This is a genomic window from Luteimonas sp. Soil_C_16 (genome assembly GCF_057657295.1).
In genome coordinates, this window is sequence record NZ_JBDGIS010000002.1 from 192,531 (window position 1) to 212,988 (window position 20,458).

Sequence of the window (20,458 nt, forward strand, 5' to 3'; positions counted from 1 at the left end):
GCACTGGCGCGAATCAGAATTCGCCGTTGAACCGCGCCCACATCTTTTTCACCCACCCGCCGGCGCGACCGCCGGAAACCACCGGACGCCGCGGGTGCTCGATCTGGCTGCCCATCAGCAGCAGGCCCACGCCGCTGGCGTGCACCGGATTGCCGACCACTTCGCCCAGGCCCGTGACGTGCTGCGGAATGCCCACGCGCACCGGCATCTGCAGCATTTCCTCGGCGAGTTCGACCACGCCTTCCATCTTCGAAGCGCCGCCGGTCAGCACCATGCCGGCGCGGACGTGCTGCTCGAAGCCCGAGCGGCGCAGTTCGGCCTGCACCATCTCGAAGATCTCCTCGTAACGCGCCTGCACCGCCTGCGCCAGCGACTGGCGCGGCAGCCGGCGCGGCGGACGATCGCCGACGCTCGGCACCTGGATCGATTCCTCGCTGGTCGCCAGCTGCGCCAGCGCGCAGGCGTAGCGGACCTTGATCTGCTCGGCTTCCGGCGTCGGCGTGCGCAGCATGTGCGCGATGTCTTCGGTGACCTTGTCGCCGGCGATCGGCAAGCTGGCCGTGTGGCAGATCGCGCCCTGCACGAACACCGCCAGATCCGTCGTGCCCGCGCCCATGTCGACCAGCACCACGCCGAGCTCGCGCTCGTCCGAGGTCAGCACCGCGGTGCTCGAGGCCAGCGACGACAGGATCAGATCGTCGATCGAGAGGCCGCAGCGCTGCACGCACTTGCTGATGTTGGCGGCGGCCGACTGCGCGCAGACCACGAGGTGCGCATGCACTTCCAGACGCACGCCGGTCATCCCGACCGGATTGCGGATGCCTTCCTGCGAATCGTCGAGCACGTACTCGCGCGGGATCGCATGCAGGATCTTCTGGTCGGCGGGAATCGCGACGGCCTTGGCGGCGTCGAGCACGCGATCGAGATCGGCCCAGGTCACTTCGTTGTCGCGGATCGGCACGATGCCCGGCGAGTTGCGGCACTGCACGTGGTTGCCGGAGATCGACGCGTAGACCGAGCGGATCTCGCAGCCGGCCATCAGCTCCGCCTCTTCCACTGCGCGCTGGATCGACTGGACCGTCGATTCGATGTCGACGACCACGCCGCGCTTGAGCCCGCGCGATTCGTGGCTGCCGATGCCGATGACTTCGATCGGATTGCCCGGCGAATACTCGCCGACCAGCGCCACCACTTTCGAGGTGCCGATGTCAAGTCCGACGATGAGCGTCTTGTCGCCTTTGCGGTTCATGTGAGGCCGTGCTTCTGGATGCGGAGTGCGTGGGAGATCGGGGCCACCGCGACGCGGTTGGCAGGTGCGCCGGCCGGCGCCGCGGCGCCGGCAGCGGCAGCGGCTTCGGCCGCTTCGGGCTGCGCCCAGACGAGGGCGAAGCCGTTGGTGTAGCGGAGGTCGGCGCGCGCGAGCGGCTCGGCGCGGCCGGTGGTCAGGCGCGGCAGCATCCGTGCGAACCGCGCCAGGCGCAGGCGCGCTTCCTGGCTGCCGACGATGACTTCGGTGCCGCTCGACAGCGTCAGCTGCCAGCTGCCGCGCGCATCGAGCACAACGCGTTCGACCTGCACGCCGGCGCCGCCGAACAGATCGCGGGATTCGTTGTAGAGCGCGACGATGTCGGCGATGCGGTTCTCCGGACCGTCGAACCGCGGCATCTCCGCCGGCGCCTCGACGCCTTCGGCGGCGAACAGCCGGCCGCGCGTCGACAGCAGGCGCGCGTCGCCCCAGTGCGCGAACGGCACGTGTTCGGCGATGCGCACTTCCAGCACGTCCGGCCACTTCTTGCGCACTTCGACGCCGGCGACCCACGGCACGCGCGCGACGTCGCGCTGCGCATCGCCCAGATCCACGGCGAAGAACCCGCGCTGCGCATGCGGCAGCACCGCAGCGCGCACGCGCGCGGTGTCGACCTGCTCCAGGCCGTCGTTGATGCGCAGCACGCGCAGCGGCCAGCGCTCGGCGCCGATCCAGCCGTTGACGACGGCGACCACCGGCAGGGCCACCAGCGCAATCGCCAGTGCCCAGGCCAGGACCCGCGCCATCGTGCCGAACGCCTGGTTCATCGCGGCGCGACCTCCGAGGGGATGGTCGTTTCGAGCACGCGCCAGCACAGCGCCGGGTAGTCGATACCGATCTTCGCCGCGGCCTTGGGCACCAGCGAGTGGCTGGTCATGCCCGGCGCGGTGTTCACTTCGAGCAGCAGCAGCGCGCCAGTGCGACGGTCGCGCATCACGTCGACGCGGCCCCAGCCGCTGCAGCCGGCGGATACGAACGCATCGACCGCGAGCGCACCGATGCGCGTCTCGTCGTCTCCATCGAGCCCCGGGCACAGGTACTGGGTGTCGTCGGACACGTACTTCGCGTCGTAGTCGTACCAGGCGCCCTTGGGCACGATACGGATCGACGGCAGCGCGCGCGGGCCGTCGACGTCTTCGATCACCGCGACGGTGAGTTCGTCGCCCTCGACCATCTGTTCCATCAGCAGCTCGCCGGGATAGCGCGCGGCGAGTGCGACCGCGGCCTCCAGGTCGGCGTCTTCGAACACGCGGCTGATGCCGACGCTCGAGCCTTCCTTCGACGGCTTGATGATGACCGGCAGGCCGATCTCGCGCGCCGCGGCATGCACGTCGTCGCCCGGCTGCAGACGGCGGTAGCGAGGCGTCGGCAGATCGAGGCTCATCCACACCTGCTTGGTGCGGATCTTGTCCATGGTCAGCGCCGAGCCGAGGACGCGCGAACCGGTGTACGGAATCGCGAACGCATCGCACAGGCCCTGCACCACGCCGTTCTCGCCATCGCCGCCGTGGAGGATGTTGAAGACGCGGTCGAACTCACCGGCGACGATCGCCTTCGCGAGCGCGGGCACGCCATCGACGGCATGCGCATCGACACCGCGCGCGCGCAGCGCATCGAGCACGCCCTGCCCCGACTGCAGCGAGACTTCGCGTTCCGAACCCGGGCCGCCGAGCAGCACGGCGACGCGGCCGAACACGGCCGGATCGGTGAAACGCGGCGGCGACAGCGTCAGGCTCATCGCGCGGCCTCCGTGACCTGGAAACCGGATTGCGCCAGCTGCTGCACGGCCGCGCCGATGTCACCGGCGCCCATCATCAGCAGCAGATCGCCGTCCTGCAGGATGTCGGGCAGCACGCCGGCGAGCTCGTCGGCGCCGTTGACGACGACGGGATCGATGCGGCCGCGCGCCCGGATCGCACGCGCCAGCGCTTTGGCATCCGCGCCGGCGATCGGCGCTTCGCCGGCCGGATAGACCTCGGTCAGTACCAGCGCGTCGACATCCGACAGCACGCCGGCGAAATCGTCGAACAGATCGCGGGTGCGGCTGTAGCGGTGCGGCTGGAACGCGACCACGAGGCGGCGATCACGCCAGCCACCGCGGGCGGCTTCGAACACCGCAGCCAGTTCCTTGGGGTGATGGCCGTAGTCGTCGACCAGCTGCACGCGTGCGCCGGTCGGGGTGACCAGTTCGCCCAGCAGGTTGAAGCGGCGGCCGATGCCTTCGAAGCGGCCGAGCGCGGCGACGATGGCTTCCGGCGCGACGCCGAGCTGCCAGCCCACGGCAGCGGCGGCGAGCGCATTGAGCACGTTGTGGCGACCCGGCAGCGCGAGGCGCGCCCGGATGCGGGTGTTCTCGGGCAGGCACAGCGTGAACGTCATCGCCGCGCCGTCCTGGCCGATGTCTTCGGCGCGCACATCGGCGTCTTCCGACAGGCCGTAGGTCATCACGTGACGCGGCGTTTCGGACGCGAGACGCGCGACCTCGGCGTCATCGATGCACAGCACCGCGAGGCCGTAGAACGGCAGGCGGTGCAGGAACTCGTGGAACGCGGCCTGCACACGGGCGAAGTCGCCGCCGTAGTTTTCCAGATGATCGGCGTCGATGTTGGTGACGATCGCGATCAGCGGATTCAGGCGCAGGAAGCTGCCGTCACTCTCGTCGGCCTCGGCCACCAGCCAGTCGCCACTGCCCAGTCGCGCGTTCGCGCCCGCGGCCAGCAGCTGGCCACCGACGACGAAGGTCGGATCGAGACCGCCTTCGGCGAGCACGCTCGCGGTCAGCGAGGTCGTGGTCGTCTTGCCGTGCGTGCCGGCCACCGCAATGCTGCGACGGAAGCGCATCAGCTCGGCGAGCATTTCGGCGCGCGGCACCACCGGAATGCGCTGCGCGCGCGCTTCCATCAATTCGGGATTGTCGTGACGGATCGCGCTCGACACGACCACGCAATCGGTGCCGAGCACGTTCGCCGCGGCGTGGCCGCGATGCACGGTCGCGCCGAGGCGCGTGAGGCGACGCGTGGTCGCACTGTCGGCGGTGTCGGACCCCGAGACCTTGTAGCCCAGCGTGCACAGCACTTCGGCGATGCCGCTCATGCCGATGCCGCCGATGCCGACGAAATGCACGCGCGAGAACACCTTGGCGAAGTCTTCCTTCGACAGGCCGCGGGTCTGGTGGAGACGACGGATCATGCTTGGCTCCTGCCGCCGAAGCTCGGTTCGACGCGCTGCTGCAGGCGGCTGGTGCCGCGCGACAGCGACGCCGACTGCACGGGCAGCGGCGGCTGGGTGGTGGGAGGCACCGGGCCGGCCGGCGCCGGCGCTGCGGCATCGCCGCGCAACCGGGCGACCTGGCGCTGGGCGCGGTCGAGTTCGTAGGAGACGCGCAGCAGCAGGCCCATCGCCACGCAGGTCATCATCACGCTGGAACCGCCCGAGGACACCAACGGCAGCGTCAGACCCTTGGTCGGCAGCAGACCGAGATTCACGCCGATCGACACCAGGCTCTGCAGGCCGATCATCAGCGCCACGCCGAACGCGCAGTAGCCGGCGAAGTGGCGGCGCATCTCGACGCACTTCAGACCGACCCACAATGCACGGCCGACCAGCGCGACGAACAGGCCGATCACCAGGCACACGCCGATGAAGCCGAGTTCTTCGGCCAGCACCGAGAAGATGAAGTCGGTATGCGCTTCGGGCAGGTACGACAGCTTCTGCACCGAGGCCCCCAGGCCCACGCCGGCGAACTCGCCGCGGCCCACCGCCATCAGCGCATTGCTGAGCTGGTAGCCGGCGCCGAGCTGGTCCTCCCACGGATTCATGAAGGACGTGATGCGGCGCATGCGATAGGGCTCGAGCACGGCGACGCCGATCACCAGCGGCAGCAGACCGATGACCGGCAGCATCATGCGCTGGAGATGTCCGCCGCCGAGCACCAGCATGCCGCCGGTCACGCCCAGCAGCAGCATCGACGAACCGAAGTCGGGCTGCAGCAACAGCAGCGCGACCAGCACCACCGCGACGCCGATGGGCTTGAGCATCGCGCCCCAGGTCGCGTTCACGTCGTCCCGGAAGCGCACCAGATAGCTGGCGAGCCAGACGATGTAGATCACCTTGACGGCTTCGACGACCTGGAAGTTCGACACGCCCAGCCAGATCCAGCGATGCGCGCCGTTGACCGAGCGCCCCAGGCCAGGCACGAACACCAGCAGCAACAGGCCCACGCAGCCGAGCAGCAGGAAGCGGTCGTACTTCTCGACCGTCTTGAGTTCGGTGCGCATCACCGTCACCGCCAGTGCCAGGCCGATGGCCAGGAACATCAGGTGGCGGGTCAGGAAGTGGTAACGGCCGACGTCGAGGTCTTCGCCGATCGCGATCGAGCTCGACGCGACCATGATCACGCCGAGCGTCGCGATCGACACGATGATGCCGACCAGCCACGGATCGAAGCGGCCGACGATGTCGTCGATGCGCGTCGCCTGGCGGGCGGCGCTGTCGTGGGCGTGCTGGTCGTAGGCCCGGGCCATCAGCGCACCTTCAACGTGGCGAGGCCGACCAGCACCAGGATCACCGAGATGATCCAGAAGCGCACGATCACGCGCGGCTCGGGCCAGCCCTTGAGTTCGAAGTGGTGGTGGATCGGCGCCATGCGGAACACGCGCTTGCCGGTCAGCTTGAAGCTGGCGACTTGGATCATCACCGACAGCGTTTCGATGACGAAGATGCCGCCCATGATCACCAGCACCAGTTCCTGACGCACGATCACCGCCATCGTGCCGAGCACGGCGCCGAGCGCCAGCGCACCGATGTCGCCCATGAAGACCATGGCCGGATACGTGTTGAACCACAGGAAGCCGAGCCCGGCCCCGGCAATCGCCGCGCAGATGATCACCAGTTCACCCGCGCCCGGCACCTGCGGGATCTGCAGATAGTTCGAGAACACCGCGTTGCCCGAGGCATACGCGAACACGCCCAGACCGCAGGCGACCAGCACGGTCGGCATGATCGCCAGACCGTCGAGGCCGTCGGTGAGGTTCACCGCGTTCGAGAAGCCGACGATCCAGAAGTAAGCGATCGCGACGAAGCTGATGCCGGCCAGCGGCAGGGCGATCGACTTGAACAGCGGCACGTAGAAGGTCGTGGCCGCGGCGACGTCGGCATAGAGATAGAGGTACAGGCCGGCGGCGAGACCGAAGATCGACTGCAGCAGGTACTTCCAGCGCGATTTCAGGCCATTGGGATCGCGCTTGACGATCTTGATCCAGTCGTCGTACCAGCCGATCGCGCCGAAGGCGAGCATCACGGCCATCACCACCCACACGTACTTGTTGCGCAGGTCGCCCCACATCAGCACCGACAGGAAGATCGTCAGCAGGATCAGTGCGCCGCCCATGGTCGGCGTGCCGGCCTTGGAGAAATGCGTCTGCGGGCCGTCCTGACGGATCGGCTGGCCGCCCTTGAACTGGGCGAGCTTGCGGATCACCGCCGGGCCCAGCCACAGCGACAGCAGCAGCGAGGTCAGCGCCGCGAGAATGCCGCGGAACGTCAGGTACTCGAACAGCTTGAAGAAGTCTTCCAGACCCTGCAGCCAGCGGGCGAGTTCAAGCAGCATGTCCGGTTCCTTCAGTGGTGCGCAGCGCGGTGACCACACGGTCCATCGCACTGCCGCGCGAGCCCTTGACCAGCACGCGCGCGTCGGCGTGCAGGTCGGCCCGCAGCGCTTCGATCAGCGCCTCGTGGGTATCGAATCGGCGCGCACCGTCGCCGAAGGCATCGGCCGCGGCCGCGCTCAGTGCGCCCAGCGCGTACAGCCGCGCGATGCCGGCGGACTTCGCGCGCACGCCGGCCTGGGCGTGCATCGCCGCGCCGTCGCTGCCGAGTTCGCGCATGTCGCCCAGCACCAGCCAGCGGTCCCCGCCGCCGGCGGCGAGCGTGTCGATGGCGGCATTGAGCGAACCGGGATTGGCGTTGTAGCTGTCGTCGATCAGCACCGCGCCGTCGGCCACCGTGTAGCGGACCAGGCGGCCGGACACGGCTTCGGCGCTGCCCAGTGCGGCGACGATGGTGGCCAGCGGCACGCCGGCCGCGAGCGCGACGGCCGTCGCCGCGAGCGCGTTGCGCACGTTGTGACTGCCGGGCAGCGGCAACGCGACGTCGGCCTCGCCCACAGGCGTGAGCAGCCGGAAACGCGCACCGGTCTCGTCGAGGCGCACGTCGCGCGCGGAGATGTCGGCCGTGGCCTCGATTCCGAAGCGCAGCAGGCGACGACCATGCGCGCGCTGCGCGAAGAACGGGGCGAAGGCGTCGTCGGCATTGATGACGGCGGTGCCGTCGGCCGGCAGCGCGTCGTAGATCGCGGCCTTGGTGTCGGCGATGCCGAGCAGGCTGCCCATGCGCTCCATGTGCGCCGGCGCGATGTTATTGACCAGTGCGATGCGCGGCTGCGCGATCGCGGTCAGATACGCGATGTCGCCCGGCTTGCCGGCGCCCATCTCGTAGACGGCGAAGACCGCATCTTCCGGCGCATCGATCACCGCTAGCGGCAGGCCGATCTCGTTGTTGAAATTGCCGGGATTGAAGCTGGTGGGCGCGTGGCGCGACAGGATCGCGGCGACCAGCTGCTTGACGCTGGTCTTGCCGTTGCTGCCGGTGATCGCCACGACGGTCGCGGCGCGCGCACGCTGCACCGCGGTCGCCAGCGCACCGAGCGCCAGCTGCGGATCGGCGACGACGATCTGCGGCAACGCGATGTCGAGCGGACGTGCGACCAGCGCCGCGCGCGCGCCGCGGGCCGCGGCATCGGCGACGTGATCGTGCCCGTCGAAGGTGTCGCCCTTCAGCGCGACGAACAGCAGTGCGTGCACCTCGGCCGCGTCGAGCTTGCGGGTGTCGGTGGCGACGGCGTCGATCGGAAAGTCGCTGTCGACGCCGTGCAGGCGACCGTTGACCAGTTGGGCGATGCGGGCGAGCGACAGCGGATTCATCGCGCGCCCTCCGCGTTGCGTGCATCCAGCGCAGCCTGCGCGACGACGCGGTCGTCGAACGCATGCTGCACGCCGTCGATCTCCTGGTAGGGCTCGTGGCCCTTGCCGGCGATCAGCACGATGTCGCCCGGCTTCGATCCGCCGATCGCACGTTCGATCGCGCGGCGACGGTCGCGCTCGATCGTGACGGCGTCGGGCCGTGCGAAGCCGGCCATGATGTCGGCGACGATCGCGTCACCGTTCTCGCCGCGCGGGTTGTCGTCAGTGACGATGACGCGGTCGGCATTGGCTTCGGCAATGGCTGCCATCTGCGGACGCTTGCCGGTATCGCGCTCGCCGCCGCAGCCGAACACGCAGACCAGCTCGCCGCGCAGATGGCCGCGCAGCGACTGCAGGGCCTGCTGCAGCGGATCGGGCTTGTGCGAGTAGTCGACGACGACCAGCGGCTGCCTGTCGCCACCCAGGCGGTTCATGCGGCCCGCGATCGGCTGCAGACCGGCCAGCACGCGCGCAATGTCCGCGGGAGCATGTTCCAGCGCGCGCAGTACGCCGGCGACGACCAGCAAGTTATCGACATTGAAGCGGCCGAGCAGCGCCGCGCGCACCGGCAGCGACTGGCCGTCGATACGCAGCGAGAACGCGATGCCGCGATCGTCGAGCGCGATGTCGTGCGCGGCGATGTCGGCGGCGGCATCGCCGGCGGCGCTGATGGTGATCGCACGGACGCCGTCGGCGAGTTGCGCGGGCAGCGTCGCGCCGAAGGCATCGTCGATGTTGATCACGGCGGCCTTCAGGCCCTCGCGCACGAACAGCTTGGCCTTCGCCGCGCCGTAGCCGGCCATGTCGCCGTGGTAGTCGAGATGGTCGCGGGTGAGGTTGGTGAACACCGCGACGTCGTAATGCACCGCGTCGACGCGGCCCTGGTCGAGCGCGTGCGAGCTGACTTCCATCGCCACCGCCTGCGCGCCGTCGTCGCGCAACTGCGCGAGCAGCGCATGCGTCTGCAGCACCAGCGGCGTGGTGAACCCGGTCGGCTCGACCGCACCGTGCAGGCCGGCGCCGAGCGTGCCGATGGTGCCGGCGCGCGTGCCGATGGCCTCGAAGGCCTGCGCGAGCAGCTGCACGGTCGAGGTCTTGCCGCTGGTGCCGGTCACGCCGACCATCGTCATCGCGTGCGAGGGCTGGCCGTGGAACGCGTCGGCCATCGCGCCCATGCGTGCACGCAGACCGGAGACGGCGATCGCATCGGTCGGCAGCGACGGAATCTCCGCAGGCACCGGCGGTTCGAACAGGATCGCGCTGGCGCCGGCAGCGCGCGCGACTTCGGTGAAGTGCAGACCGTGCGTGCCGAAGCCGCCGATCGCGACGAAGGCGTCGCCCGGACGGATCGCGCGGCTGTCCTGCACCAGACCGGTGATTACCGTGTCGGCCGGCACCGCGGCCACGTCGGGCAACAATGCGTTGAGGGCCATCGCGCGGCTCATCGCTGGCCTCCGGCGACGCGCGCGGCGACCGGCGCGCCCTGCGCGGCGGAGACGACGGGCGCGACCGGTGCGACAGCAGGCGTCGCGGGCGCAGGTACGGCACGGCCCTGCTCGCGCGCGCGCTTGGCGTCGGCCGTGGCCTGCGCGGCCAGCCAGGTGTCGATATCGTCCGGCGGCACGTCCATCAGGCGCAGCGCGCCGTCCATGACCCGCTGGAACACCGGCGCGGACACGTAGCCGCCGCCGTAGGTGGAACCGCCCTTGGAGGTGTCCGGATCGTCGATGACCACGGCCATCGCGAAGCGCGGATTCTCGACCGGCACCAGGCCGGCGAAGAACGCGAGGTAGCGCCGTGCATACCCGCCGCCGCTGGCCTTGCGCGCCGTGCCGGACTTGCCGGCGACGTGATAGCCGAGGATCGCTGCGCGCGTGCCGGTGCCGCCGGGTTCGGTGACGGTCTGCATCATCCGCACCACTTCATCGGCGACCGCGGCCGAGACGACCTGGCGCGATTCGCCGGCGTGGCCCTTGACGAAGGTCGGCGCGATCGAGCGGCCGTGGTTGCCGAGCGTGGCGTAGGCGTGCGCGATCTGCATCGGTGTGACCGACAGGCCGTAGCCGTAGGACATGCCCTGCTTGCTCGTGCCGCTCCAGCGCGAGGGATCGGGAAACAGGCCAGCGGCTTCGCCGGGGAATCCGCTGCCGGTGCTCTGGCCGTAGCCGAAGCTGCGCACGAAATCGTAGAAGTACTGGTTCTCGAGCTTGTGCACGATCATCGCCGAGCCGACGTTCGAGCTCTTGGTGATGATGCCGGTGGTGTCGAGCACGCCGTAATTGCGGAAATCGCTGGTGCGGAAGCGACCGTTCGGAATCCAGCCGGGGCTGGTGTTGAACGTGCTGGCCGGGGTGATGACGCCCTTCTCCAGCGCCGCGGCCACGGTGATCGGCTTCATCGTCGAGCCGGGCTCGAGCAGATCCGTCACCGCGCGGTTGCGGTGCGCATCGCGGTTCTCGCCGGTGACGCGGTTGTTGTTGTAGGTCGGCAGGTTGGCCATCGCCAGCACCTCGCCGGTGGCCACTTCGAGCACGACGATCGAGCCCGCGCTCGCGCCGGTTTCCTCCAGCGCGCGGCGCAGCTCGCGATGCGCGAGGAACTGGATGCGGCGGTCGATGCTCAGCACCAGGTCCTTGCCCGGCTCGGCGGCGCGCACCAGGCTCACGTGTTCGACGATGCGGCCGTGGCGATCACGGATCACGTTCTGCGCGCCCGGCTTGCCGGCCAGCCACTCGTCGAACGCGAGCTCCACGCCTTCCTGGCCGTTGTCGTCGATGTTGGTGAAGCCCAGCACGTGCGAGACCGCTTCGCCCTGCGGGTAGAAACGGCGGTACTCGCGCTGCGAGAACACGCCCGGCACGCCGAGGTCGAGCACGCGCTTGGCCGCCACCGGGCTGATCCGGCGGTGGCGCGGGAGATACATGAACTCCTTGTCGGCGCGCTGCGACACCGCGCGCGACAGTTCCTCGAGCGGCAGGCCGGTGGCCTGGGCCAGCTCGGGCAGACGATCGGGATGCTTGCTCAGTTCCTGCGGATTGGCCCACAGCGATTCGACCGGCGAGGAGATCGCCAGCGGCTCGCCGTTGCGGTCGGTGATCATGCCGCGCGAGGCCGGGATCGGCACTTCGCGGCGGAAGCGCGCATCGGCCTTCTGCTGGTAGAACGCGTTGTCGATCAGCTGCAGGTCCACCGCGCGGCCCACCAGCGCCACCGCGCCCAGGCCCAGCGCGCCGCCGACCAGCATCAGGCGCAGACGCAGATCGAACTGCGCGCGCTTGCGCGGCTTCTTGGCGTGACCGTCTCCGGCCTTGATGAACTTGCGGAAGTTCATGGGCGCACCACGACGATTTCGGCCGTCTCGGGGAAGCGCATGCCCAGACGCTCACGCGCGACCTGGTCGACGCGGTTGCTCATCGCCCACGTCGCCTGTTCGAGCTGGAGACGGCCGAAGTCGATGTTGAGCTCGTCGCGGGCGCGCTCCAGGCGGGTCAGGGCGATGTAGAGCTGGCGATAGTCGTGGCGCGCGTGGACCACGCCGATCGCGGTGATCACGTTGGCGGCGAGCAGGATCGCGACGACGAGATGGCGCAACTTCATGCGGCCGCCTCCAGCTTCTCGGCCACGCGCAACACCGCACTGCGGGCGCGCGGGTTGGCGTGCAGTTCGGTCTCATCGGCCTTGGTCGCGTCGGCGACGATGCGCAGGCGCGGCACGAACGGCGCGGCCTCGGGCAGGCGGCGATTGCCGGCCGGTGCCTTCGCGTGGCCGGCGATGAAGCGCTTGACGATGCGGTCTTCCAGCGAGTGGAAGCTGATCACCGCGAGACGGCCACCGGGACGCAGCGCCGCGAGCGCGGCGTCGAGACCGGTTTCGAGATCGGCCAGTTCGCGGTTGATGTGGATGCGGATCGCCTGGAACGAACGCGTCGCCGGATTCGTCTCCTTCTGGCCCGGCTTGGACTTGCTGCGCGGCACGTTGGCGCCGATCACCGCGGCGAGATCGGCGGTACGCAGGAACGGCGTCTCGGCCCGACGCGCGACGATCGCACGCGCGATACGGCGGCTCATGCGCTCTTCGCCGTAGGTCCACAGCACATCGGCGATCGCGGCCTCGTCGGCGCGCGCGATCCACTCGGCCGCGCTCTCGTCCGCGTCCGGATCCATGCGCATGTCGAGCGGACCGTCCTTGCCGAAGCTGAAACCACGCTCGGCCACGTCGAGCTGCGGCGAGGACACGCCCAGATCGAACAGCACGCCATCGAGGGGCGCTTCGGTGGCCTCATGCCAGCCGGTCAGTTCGATGAAGCTGCCGCGGTAGATCGACACGCGCGGGTCGTCGCCGAAACGGGCCTGGGCGACGGCGATCGCTTCGGGATCCTTGTCCATCACCAGCAGGCGGCCATCGGCGCCCAGCTGCGCGAGCACACCGGCGGCGTGACCGCCCCGGCCGAAGGTGCCATCGAGATAGCGGCCATCCGGGCGCACGTGCAGGCCGTCGAGCACCTGCGCGTACAACACCGGGAGGTGGCCGGACATCGCATCCGTACCACCGGCGGTCACAACGGCAATCCTTCGAGATCGTCGCCGGCCATGTCCTCGTCGGTCAGGGTCTGGCGGATCTGCGCCTGGTGCGCCTGCTCGCTCCAGAGCTCGAACTTGTCGCCCATGCCCACCAGCACCGCGCGGCGGTCGATGCCGACCGTGTTGCGCTGGCTGGACGGAATGCCGATGCGGCCACTGGCGTCGGGTTCGAGCACCGTGGCGGCGCCGACCAGCTTGAGCTGCAGGGTGCGGTTGCGGGCCAGCGTGCGCGGCAGCGCATTGACCTGGTCGCGCAGCATTTCCCAGGCCTTGAACGGGTAGAGGTACAGCCCGCCGGCATCGAAGGGGTTGTAGGTCAGGACCAGCCGGTTGTCGCATTCACGCGCGACGAAGTCCCGATAGGCGGTGGGAATCGCCAGTCGGCCTTTCTCGTCGATGGTGATGGCGGTCTCGCCCTGCAACACGTCCGTTCCTGCCCGTTGGGTGCCCGTCTGAAGCGGGCTTTGGCGTTCGGAAAACCACGAAATTCCCGGTTTCCCCACGAGTCGCCACCTTAGGACCCGCCATTTGGGTTGTCAACAGCTTTGTCGAGAACTTTTCACCTGTCTGGTCAATGACTTGCAGCACTCTTCAGAGACTTGTTCAAGCTTTATCCACAAGCTTCTGTTTCGTCTCAAATTTTGAGATTTGGGTGAATTTGGCGATGAACGGAACCCTCACAAGGGCTTCACGCAATCGCCTTGCTGCATCGCAGCATTCACGCGTTTCAGGCAGCGTTCGGAGGGGCGTTGCGCAAGCGAGTCGCCGGTCAAGCCGGTTCAGGTCGCATCGCACCTCGAAACAGGCGGGATCGGACGCCCGGTTTTCTCGATTGGACCGACGCCGCCACCGATCGGGCTCCGATGCCAGAGGAGACGGGGCGAGCAGACACCTTTCCCTCAGGGAGAGGTCGAGGCGCACAGCGCGTCGAGTGAGAGCGGACACACCACGCGACACAGCCTCCAATCCTTCGGAGGCTTCAGACAGAAAGGTGGCGGAGCCGGCCGATAAGCCGGGTTCTGTCGTGGACAGTCATTCCTCTAGGCGCACCGTCACCGGTACGCTCGAGCAACCTACCCGGACCCGACGCGGGCAACGTCATGAGGTCCCTATTTGGTCTTGCTCCAGGTGGGGTTTGCCGTGCCGGTCTGTTGCCAGACTCGCGGTGCGCTCTTACCGCACCATTTCACCCTTGCCGTCCTGCTTAAAGCAGTCTTGGGCGGTATCTTTCTGTTGCACTTTCCGTCGGCTCGCGCCGCCCAGGCGTTACCTGGCACCTTGCCCTGTGGAGCCCGGACTTTCCTCGGCATCGCCGGATGCGAGCACCCGGGATGACGCGACTGTCTGGCCGACTCCGCCGCGCGCATTGTCGCACGCCGGTGACACCGCAGACCGGCGCGCTGCGCTCAATCGGCGGATGCCCGTTCCAGCAACGTGGTGAACGCGACGCCGAATTCCGGCGACAGCGTCGCGTCGTTGTGACCACGACCCGGCACGATCACCAGCTGCTTGACGCCCGCCTGCAACGGCGTCGCATCGAACAGCGCCTGCGAGAACTTCGGCGCGGTGGTGACGTCGAGTTCGCCGACCACATACAGCACCGGCTCGTCGAGCCGACGCGCGACGTCGAGGTTGCCGGTCTTCTGCAGGGCAGGCGCGATGTCGAAGCGCCGCACCGCAAGCCGGGTCCAGTCCTCGGCGGTGGTCATCGAGCTCTCCAGCACCAGGCCATCGAGCGGTCGCGCATCGGCCACGTGCCCGGCGAAGAAGCTGCCCAGCGACTGGCCGTGCACGATCAGCGGCCGGCCTGTCGTCTCGGCGCGCACCTGGTCGTAGACCTGCAACGCGTCCGCGCGCAGCCCGTCGATGGTCGGCGTGCCGGTGCTGGCGCCATAGCCACGATGATCGACCAGCACCAGATCCACCGGCAGCCCGGCGTAGGCGTCGAAGATGCGTCGCGCGTGCAGCCCGGTGCGGAAACCGTTGCCGCCGAAATACAGCACCGTCGCGCGGGCGTCGGCGCGCTTGAGGTCGACGCGATAGATCGACACGTCGTCCGGCGTGTCGACCCGCGATTCGGTGGCGGTGTAGCCGGCATGCGTGGCGGCCAGCACGGCGAGATCGGGCGGCGGTGCCGGCATCGGCCGGACCAGATGCGACTCTTTCAGCGAATAGGTGCAACCGGCCATGACGACGCACAGCGCGACGGCCATCAGGCCGCGGGCGATTCGGGACTGCACGCGGTGACCTCCTTCCTTGGGACACCGTTGGACGCGATCAGGTGTCCGGAGTTCCCTGCCCGTACAGCGACTTGCGCGGCGCGCCGGTGATGTCGGCGGCAAGCTTCGCGGCCAGTGACGGCTTCATCTCGCGGGACAGCAGTGCATAGACGCGACGCCCCTCGGCCAGGCGCGCGTCGACGTCGTCGCCCGCGCCTTCGATCAGCACCACGAACTCGCCCTTGCGCTGGTCGGCCTCGCCGGCGACGCGCGCGGCGAGTACCTCCAGCGGGCCGTCGAGCACGGTCTCGAACAGTTTGGTCAGTTCGCGCGCCACCACCGCCGGACGTCCGCCGCCGAAAGCCTGCACCGCGTCGGCCAGCATTTCCTCGATGCGGTGCGACGACTCGTAGAACAGCACCGTGCGCGGCTCGGACGCGAGCGTCTGCAGACGTTCCCGGCGGGCACCGGCCTTGGCCGGCAGGAAGCCTTCGAACACGAAGCGGTCGCTCGGCAGGCCGGCGACGCTCAGCGCGGCGATCAACGCGCTCGGTCCCGGCACCGGCGAGACGCGAAGCCCCGCCTCGCGCGCCGCGCGCACCAGCCGGAAGCCGGGATCGCTGACCAGCGGCGTGCCGGCATCGCTGACCAGCGCCAGCGATTCGCCGGACTGCAGGCGCTCGACCAGACGCGCGGCCAGGCCGTCCTCGTTGTGCTCGTGCAGGGCGATCAGCGGGCGCTCGATGCCGAAGTGACCGAGCAGCTGGCGCGTGTGCCGGGTGTCCTCGGCGCAGATCGCATCGACGCTACGCAGCACTGCCTGCGCGCGCGGCGACAGGTCGCCCAGATTGCCGATGGGCGTCGCCACGACGTGCAGGACGCCGGGGGCGCGGGAAGGGTCGCTCATCGTCTGCACACCGGGAACGCTAGAATGCGCCCATTATCCCGCAGCGGAACCGCGACATGGCAGCAACGGCCCAGCCTTCGAACGCCCGCACGCGCACGACGCGCGCCGTCGGTGCACAGCCCCGCGCTCTGCGCCTGCTCGCCGGCGCCGCACTGGTGGCGGCGCTCGCCAGCTGCGCGACCGTGCAGACCACCGGCAGTGCCGGTCCGGTCGCCGCGCCGTCGGAAGCGCCGGCTGCGCCGGGTCGCTGGACCTTCGACGACACCCGCCCGGCCGCCGAGCGCGATGGCTATCGCCCGCCGCGCAAGCTCGCCGTGCTGCTGCCGATGAGCGGCGCACTCGCGACCGCCGCTGCGCCGGTCCGTGATGGCCTGCTGGCCGGCTACTACGGCGAGCGACGCGAGCGCCCCGAACTCGCGTTCTACGACACCGCCGGCACCGCGGCCGGCACCGCGAACGCCTACAGCCGCGCGATCGCCGAAGGCGCCGACCAGGTCGTCGGCCCACTCGGCCGCGAGGAAGTCGACGCGCTGTTCCACAGCCCCGCGCAGGTGCCGGTGATCGCGCTCAACCGCGGCTCCGTGCAGGCGCCGGACAACGCGGCCGCGTTCTCGCTGGCGCCCGAAGACGAAGGCGACGCCGCCGCGCAGTACCTGCTCAAGCGCAACGCGCGCAACGTGCTGGTGCTGAGCAACGGCGAAGACGCCGCGCGTCGCAGCGTCGATGCGCTGACCGCGCGTCTGGCCCAGAACGGCGGCAGCGTGGTCGCGACGCTCGCGATCATCGGTGACACCCCTGTCGACCAGACGCCGGCGCTGCAGAACGCGCTGGCCGGCGGCGCCGGTGTCGACGCGGTGTATCTCGCGATCCGCGGCAACCAGGCGCGCGTGCTCGCGCCGCAGCTGTCGGTCGCCGGTCTCGCCACGCGCCCGCGGGTCGGCAGCTCGCTGCTGGCGCAAGGCACCGGCAAGGCGGAGGAAGACCAGATTCTCGACGGCATCGTGTTCCCGACCGAAAGCTGGTCGACCGGCGCCAGCGCGCGTTCGCTGCCGCCGCTGACCGAGGTGTCGCGCGAACTGCCCACCGCACGGGGCGGCGCCGCGCGCCTGTTCGCATTCGGCTTCGACGCGTGGCTGCTGAGCGGCTATCTCGAACACCTCGCCCGCACGCCCGATGCCGCCATCGGCGGCGCGACCGGCATGCTGCGCATCGCCGGTGACGGCAACGTCATGCGCCAGCCCGCATGGGCCACGTGGCGCAACGGCTACGTGGTGCCGCAGGCGGACGCCGGCGGTTGAACGACCGGCGGCGCGATGGCGCTGCCGTCGAGCGGGCCGCGGCCGCGCAGCTGCAGGCCGCCGGCCTGCGCCCCCTCGCCGCGAACGTCGGTTTCCGCAGCGGCGAACTCGACCTGGTGATGCTCGACGCACGCGGCGCGTCGCGCGTCGTCGTCTTCGTCGAAGTCCGCCATCGCCGCACCGCGGCGTTCGGCGGTGGCGCGGCCTCGATCGATGCCGGCAAACGCCGGCGACTGGTGCTGGCCGCGCAGCAGTTCCTGATGCGCGAGCGCGGGCTGCGTGATCTGCCCTGCCGGTTCGATGTGGTGGAAGCGAGTGGCGATCCCGATGCGCCGACGCTGCGGTGGATCGAGGATGCGTTTCGCGCGGATGATTGAGGCTGGCTCTTGGATCTCTTTTCTCGCGAGAGTGCTCTAGAGCCCCTCTCCCTGCGGGAGAGGGGTTGGGGTGAGGGCGGACGTCGCGGGGAAGCCCAGCCCTCACCCGACGCGCTACGCGTGTCGACCTCTCCCGGAGGGAGAGGTGCGCATTGCGGTCACCTGATACACCATGCGAATCACGCTGAAGAGCGCAGACCTGAAGACGCTGTCGCAATCGAGATCCCACATGCGAAGATCGCACTCGGGACACGGGGAATCAGGGATGAAGACTTCGATCGCCGCACGCGTACTCGCGTGCCTGTTGCTCTTCTTGCCGATGGCATCGGCCATCGCGAAGGATGCGGCCTCACCGACCGTCGGTAGCCTGCCGCCAGCGCTGCTCGGCAAGGACCGCGCCGGCAACGAGGTCGATCTGGACGCACTGCGCGGCAAGGTCGTGATCGTGACCTTCTGGGCCTCTTGGTGTCCGCCCTGCCGCAAGGAACTGCCGGTGCTCGGGCATTTCCAGCGTGTGGTCGGGCGCGACGCGCTGGAGGTCGTCGCGATCAACTACAAAGAGCCGCGCCGCGCGTTCACCGACCTGGTGCGCCAGAATCGCGACATCGACCTGACCTGGGTGCACGACGCGCGCGGAAACGTCAGTGATCTCTACGGCGTGCAGTCGCTGCCGCACATGTTCATGCTCGATCGCGAAGGCCGTGTCGCCCACGTGCACCGTGGCTACAGCGAGCAGGCCCTGCCAGGAATCATCAACGAAGTGCTGGGCCTGCTGCCCGACGAAGTGAAATCGCGACCTGCGGCGAGTACCGCGGCGCGTTGAACGCTCAGTCGATGAAGTGATCCCAGCCGGCGCGCGCCGGCGTCCAGGGCGCGCCGTTCGCGGTCGCGACGACATCCCGCCCTTTAACGATGCGCCCGATACGGGTCACCGGCACACCTGCTTCCAGCGCAGCGGCCACGATCGCGTCACGCGCACCGACCGGCGCGGTGAAGCACAGCTCGTAATCATCGCCGCCACTCGCCTGCAGCGTGCGACGCGTATCCGGTTCGAGCCCAGCGGCGCGCAACGCATCCGATGCCGGTATGGCGTCGATGTCGATCTCGGCGCGTACGCTGCTGGCGCGGCAGACGTGGGCGAGGTCGGCGAGCAGGCCATCGGAGATATCGATCGCGGCATGCGCCAGCCCGGGCAATCGCAGGCCAAGCGCAACACGTGGCGTCGGCCGGTCGAGCCGCGCGCGCAACGCAGGATCACGCGCACCACCGGCCGACCACTGCGCCAAGGCCGCCGCGGCATCGCCCGGCGTGCCGCTGACCCAGATTTCATCCTCGACGCGCGCAGCATCACGACGCAGCACGCGGCCAGGCGAAACGAAGCCGAACACGCTCACGCAGACCGACAACGGCCCACGCGTGGTGTCGCCGCCGACCAGGGCCACGGCGTGTTGCCGCGCGAGTGCGTCGAAACCATCCAGAAACGCATCGACCCAGGCCGCATCGGGTTCGGGCAGGGACAGCGACAGCGTGCACCACGCCGGCGTGGCGCCCATCGCCGCGAGATCGGACAGGTTCACCGCCAGCGCCTTCCAGCCGATATCGGCCGGCGCGGTGTCGTGCGGGAAATGGATGCCGGTGTTGAGCGTGTCCATCGCGACGACGAGCTGCATGCCGGCGGGCGGCTGCAGCAGTGCGGCATCGTCGCCGATGCCCAGCACCACGTCGTCGCGCGCTACGACGCGCGCGCGGATTCGGTCGATCAGGTCGAACTCGCCGGCCATTGCAGCCGTGCCGGGCTCAACGCCCGCGCAGCGCTCCGACTTCCGGCGCGCGCCATTCGGCGGCGGCACGGTCGAGCACGCCGTTGACGTAGGTGTGACCGTGCTCGGAACCGAAACGCTTGACGGTCTTCAGGGCTTCGTCGATGACGACGCGGTACGGCACGTCGACGCGGTGCTGCAGTTCGTAGGCGGCGATGCGCAACATCGCGCGCTCGATCGGATCGACTTCTTCGATCGTGCGGTCGAGGAACGGTGCCAGGGCCACATCGAGTTCGCGATGACGCGTGCCGACGCCGTGGACCAGATCCTCGAAGTACGCGAGATCGGCCACTTCCTTGGCCTGCTCGTGCGCGAACTGGGCGACGATCTCGCGCGGTTCGGTGCCCGACATCTGCATCGCGTAGATGGCCTGCAGCGCGCGGCGGCGCGCGCGCGAGCGCAGCACCGGGTCGACGCCATGGGGTTTGCGGGTCTGGTTCATCCGATCTTGTCCAACAGGTTGCTCATTTCGATGGCGACCAGCGCCGCTTCTTCGCCCTTGTTGCCGTGGCTGCCGCCGGCACGCTTCTCGGCGTCGACGTAATCCTCGACCGCGAGCACGCCGTTGGCGACCGGGACCCGGCTGTCGAGCGCCACGCGCATCAGCGCGTCGCTGCAACCGTCGGCCACCTGCTCGTAATGGCGGGTGTCACCGCGCACCACACAGCCCAGGCCCAGCAGCGCGGCATGCGCGCCGGCCGCGGCGAGCCGCGCGCAGACCACCGGGATCTCCCAGGCACCGGGCACGCGGATCACGTCGACCGCATCCTCGGCGACGCCGTGATCGGCGAACGCCTTGCGCGCACCGGCGATCAGCGCGTCGGTGATCTTGGGATTCCAGCGGCTGGCGACGATCGCGTAACGCGCGCCGGCCGGGGCGCGCAGGTCGCCTTCGATGTAGCTCATGGGCATGGGAGATTCGCGCAGGGCCG

20 protein-coding genes and 1 other RNA gene are annotated in these 20,458 nt (G+C 69.4%); 3 read left to right on the forward strand and 18 right to left on the reverse strand.

Annotated elements, in window-relative coordinates; translation table 11 throughout:
- Positions 1 to 13 precede the first annotated feature (13 nt).
- The 15 genes from ftsA to rsmI form a co-directional block, all read right to left on the reverse strand.
- Positions 14 to 1,249 (reverse strand): cell division protein FtsA, encoded by a 1,236-nt coding sequence (gene ftsA / locus AC3A5T_RS04650; protein WP_332079508.1) that lies wholly within the window; start codon positions 1,247 to 1,249, stop codon positions 14 to 16.
- Entirely contained in the window at positions 1,246 to 2,073 is an 828-nt protein-coding gene (locus AC3A5T_RS04655) for a cell division protein FtsQ/DivIB (RefSeq protein ID WP_487627570.1), read from the reverse strand. The genes ftsA and AC3A5T_RS04655 overlap by 4 nt, the downstream gene beginning before the upstream one ends.
- Entirely contained in the window at positions 2,070 to 3,044 is a 975-nt protein-coding gene (locus AC3A5T_RS04660) for a D-alanine--D-alanine ligase (RefSeq protein WP_487627571.1), read from the reverse strand. Before AC3A5T_RS04660 ends, AC3A5T_RS04655 begins: the two co-directional genes overlap by 4 nt.
- Complete coding sequence (gene murC / locus AC3A5T_RS04665; RefSeq protein ID WP_487627572.1) at positions 3,041 to 4,495, reverse strand: UDP-N-acetylmuramate--L-alanine ligase; 1,455 nt, start codon at positions 4,493 to 4,495, stop codon at positions 3,041 to 3,043. Before murC ends, AC3A5T_RS04660 begins: the two co-directional genes overlap by 4 nt.
- Positions 4,492 to 5,829 carry a putative lipid II flippase FtsW gene (gene ftsW / locus AC3A5T_RS04670; RefSeq protein ID WP_487627573.1) on the reverse strand — a complete coding sequence of 446 codons (1,338 nt, stop codon included), beginning with the start codon at positions 5,827 to 5,829 and terminating at the stop codon, positions 4,492 to 4,494. Before ftsW ends, murC begins: the two co-directional genes overlap by 4 nt.
- Positions 5,829 to 6,914: a phospho-N-acetylmuramoyl-pentapeptide-transferase gene (gene mraY, locus AC3A5T_RS04675; RefSeq protein WP_487627574.1), complete on the reverse strand. Its 1,086-nt coding sequence runs from the start codon at positions 6,912 to 6,914 to the stop codon at positions 5,829 to 5,831. Before mraY ends, ftsW begins: the two co-directional genes overlap by 1 nt.
- Positions 6,904 to 8,286, reverse strand: a complete 1,383-nt coding sequence (locus AC3A5T_RS04680) for a UDP-N-acetylmuramoyl-tripeptide--D-alanyl-D-alanine ligase (protein ID WP_487627575.1) — start codon at positions 8,284 to 8,286, stop codon at positions 6,904 to 6,906. The genes mraY and AC3A5T_RS04680 overlap by 11 nt, the downstream gene beginning before the upstream one ends.
- Entirely contained in the window at positions 8,283 to 9,758 is a 1,476-nt protein-coding gene (locus AC3A5T_RS04685) for a UDP-N-acetylmuramoyl-L-alanyl-D-glutamate--2,6-diaminopimelate ligase (protein WP_487627576.1), read from the reverse strand. The genes AC3A5T_RS04680 and AC3A5T_RS04685 overlap by 4 nt, the downstream gene beginning before the upstream one ends.
- Positions 9,759 to 9,766: 8 nt before the next feature.
- A complete protein-coding gene (locus tag AC3A5T_RS04690; protein ID WP_487627577.1) occupies positions 9,767 to 11,656 on the reverse strand; it encodes a peptidoglycan D,D-transpeptidase FtsI family protein in 1,890 nt (629 codons plus the stop codon).
- A complete protein-coding gene (ftsL, locus tag AC3A5T_RS04695) occupies positions 11,653 to 11,922 on the reverse strand; it encodes a cell division protein FtsL (RefSeq protein WP_425497280.1) in 270 nt (89 codons plus the stop codon). The genes AC3A5T_RS04690 and ftsL overlap by 4 nt, the downstream gene beginning before the upstream one ends.
- A complete protein-coding gene (gene rsmH / locus AC3A5T_RS04700) occupies positions 11,919 to 12,860 on the reverse strand; it encodes a 16S rRNA (cytosine(1402)-N(4))-methyltransferase RsmH (protein WP_487627578.1) in 942 nt (313 codons plus the stop codon). The genes ftsL and rsmH overlap by 4 nt, the downstream gene beginning before the upstream one ends.
- 20 nt (positions 12,861 to 12,880) lie before the next feature.
- The gene (mraZ, locus tag AC3A5T_RS04705) at positions 12,881 to 13,330 is read right to left on the reverse strand and encodes a division/cell wall cluster transcriptional repressor MraZ (protein ID WP_487627579.1); all 450 of its coding nucleotides are present in this window, start codon (positions 13,328 to 13,330) and stop codon (positions 12,881 to 12,883) included.
- Positions 13,331 to 13,897: 567 nt separating this feature from the next.
- An RNA gene (gene rnpB / locus AC3A5T_RS04710) (RNase P RNA component class A) lies at positions 13,898 to 14,261 on the reverse strand.
- A 50-nt stretch (positions 14,262 to 14,311) separates the two neighbouring features.
- The gene (locus tag AC3A5T_RS04715) at positions 14,312 to 15,145 is read right to left on the reverse strand and encodes an alpha/beta hydrolase (protein ID WP_487627580.1); all 834 of its coding nucleotides are present in this window, start codon (positions 15,143 to 15,145) and stop codon (positions 14,312 to 14,314) included.
- Positions 15,146 to 15,182: 37 nt separating this feature from the next.
- Complete coding sequence (gene rsmI, locus AC3A5T_RS04720; RefSeq protein WP_487627581.1) at positions 15,183 to 16,031, reverse strand: 16S rRNA (cytidine(1402)-2'-O)-methyltransferase; 849 nt, start codon at positions 16,029 to 16,031, stop codon at positions 15,183 to 15,185.
- Between the two features lie 56 nt (positions 16,032 to 16,087).
- On the opposite strand from rsmI, the gene AC3A5T_RS04725 reads away from it, so the two are divergent.
- From AC3A5T_RS04725 to AC3A5T_RS04735, 3 genes are all read left to right on the forward strand, one after another.
- Positions 16,088 to 17,329, forward strand: coding sequence for a penicillin-binding protein activator (locus tag AC3A5T_RS04725; protein WP_487627582.1), 1,242 nt, complete (start codon positions 16,088 to 16,090; stop codon positions 17,327 to 17,329).
- Positions 17,326 to 17,706: a YraN family protein gene (locus AC3A5T_RS04730; protein WP_487627583.1), complete on the forward strand. Its 381-nt coding sequence runs from the start codon at positions 17,326 to 17,328 to the stop codon at positions 17,704 to 17,706. The genes AC3A5T_RS04725 and AC3A5T_RS04730 overlap by 4 nt, the downstream gene beginning before the upstream one ends.
- A gap of 265 nt (positions 17,707 to 17,971) precedes the next feature.
- Positions 17,972 to 18,529 carry a TlpA disulfide reductase family protein gene (locus tag AC3A5T_RS04735; protein WP_487627584.1) on the forward strand — a complete coding sequence of 186 codons (558 nt, stop codon included), beginning with the start codon at positions 17,972 to 17,974 and terminating at the stop codon, positions 18,527 to 18,529.
- A gap of 4 nt (positions 18,530 to 18,533) precedes the next feature.
- Here AC3A5T_RS04735 and thiL read toward each other — a convergent pair whose 3' ends face one another.
- The 3 genes from thiL to ribH are packed head-to-tail and all read right to left on the reverse strand — an operon-like array spanning position 18,534 to position 20,432.
- Positions 18,534 to 19,487 (reverse strand): thiamine-phosphate kinase, encoded by a 954-nt coding sequence (gene thiL / locus AC3A5T_RS04740; protein ID WP_487627585.1) that lies wholly within the window; start codon positions 19,485 to 19,487, stop codon positions 18,534 to 18,536.
- Between the two features lie 16 nt (positions 19,488 to 19,503).
- A complete protein-coding gene (gene nusB / locus AC3A5T_RS04745) occupies positions 19,504 to 19,968 on the reverse strand; it encodes a transcription antitermination factor NusB (protein WP_487627586.1) in 465 nt (154 codons plus the stop codon).
- Complete coding sequence (gene ribH, locus AC3A5T_RS04750; RefSeq protein WP_232134287.1) at positions 19,965 to 20,432, reverse strand: 6,7-dimethyl-8-ribityllumazine synthase; 468 nt, start codon at positions 20,430 to 20,432, stop codon at positions 19,965 to 19,967. The genes nusB and ribH overlap by 4 nt, the downstream gene beginning before the upstream one ends.
- Between the last annotated feature and the right edge of the window lie 26 nt (positions 20,433 to 20,458).

Excerpts from the sequence above, each read along its gene's own strand:
- AC3A5T_RS04735 (WP_487627584.1), top strand. The coding sequence starts at position 17,972 with ATGAAGACTTCGATCGCCGCACGCGTACTCGCGTGCCTGTTGCTCTTC.
- AC3A5T_RS04660 (WP_487627571.1), bottom strand. The coding sequence starts at position 3,044 with ATGAGCCTGACGCTGTCGCCGCCGCGTTTCACCGATCCGGCCGTGTTC.
- AC3A5T_RS04690 (WP_487627577.1), bottom strand. The coding sequence starts at position 11,656 with ATGAACTTCCGCAAGTTCATCAAGGCCGGAGACGGTCACGCCAAGAAG.
- AC3A5T_RS04655 (WP_487627570.1), bottom strand. The coding sequence starts at position 2,073 with ATGAACCAGGCGTTCGGCACGATGGCGCGGGTCCTGGCCTGGGCACTG.
- mraY (WP_487627574.1), bottom strand. The coding sequence starts at position 6,914 with ATGCTGCTTGAACTCGCCCGCTGGCTGCAGGGTCTGGAAGACTTCTTC.
- ftsL (WP_425497280.1), bottom strand. The coding sequence starts at position 11,922 with ATGAAGTTGCGCCATCTCGTCGTCGCGATCCTGCTCGCCGCCAACGTG.
- AC3A5T_RS04725 (WP_487627582.1), top strand. The coding sequence starts at position 16,088 with ATGGCAGCAACGGCCCAGCCTTCGAACGCCCGCACGCGCACGACGCGC.
- nusB (WP_487627586.1), bottom strand. The coding sequence starts at position 19,968 with ATGAACCAGACCCGCAAACCCCATGGCGTCGACCCGGTGCTGCGCTCG.
- thiL (WP_487627585.1), bottom strand. The coding sequence starts at position 19,487 with ATGGCCGGCGAGTTCGACCTGATCGACCGAATCCGCGCGCGCGTCGTA.
- murC (WP_487627572.1), bottom strand. The coding sequence starts at position 4,495 with ATGATCCGTCGTCTCCACCAGACCCGCGGCCTGTCGAAGGAAGACTTC.
- rsmH (WP_487627578.1), bottom strand. The coding sequence starts at position 12,860 with ATGTCCGGCCACCTCCCGGTGTTGTACGCGCAGGTGCTCGACGGCCTG.
- AC3A5T_RS04685 (WP_487627576.1), bottom strand. The coding sequence starts at position 9,758 with ATGGCCCTCAACGCATTGTTGCCCGACGTGGCCGCGGTGCCGGCCGAC.
- ftsA (WP_332079508.1), bottom strand. The coding sequence starts at position 1,249 with ATGAACCGCAAAGGCGACAAGACGCTCATCGTCGGACTTGACATCGGC.
- ribH (WP_232134287.1), bottom strand. The coding sequence starts at position 20,432 with ATGAGCTACATCGAAGGCGACCTGCGCGCCCCGGCCGGCGCGCGTTAC.
- ftsW (WP_487627573.1), bottom strand. The coding sequence starts at position 5,829 with ATGGCCCGGGCCTACGACCAGCACGCCCACGACAGCGCCGCCCGCCAG.
- AC3A5T_RS04680 (WP_487627575.1), bottom strand. The coding sequence starts at position 8,286 with ATGAATCCGCTGTCGCTCGCCCGCATCGCCCAACTGGTCAACGGTCGC.
- rsmI (WP_487627581.1), bottom strand. The coding sequence starts at position 16,031 with ATGAGCGACCCTTCCCGCGCCCCCGGCGTCCTGCACGTCGTGGCGACG.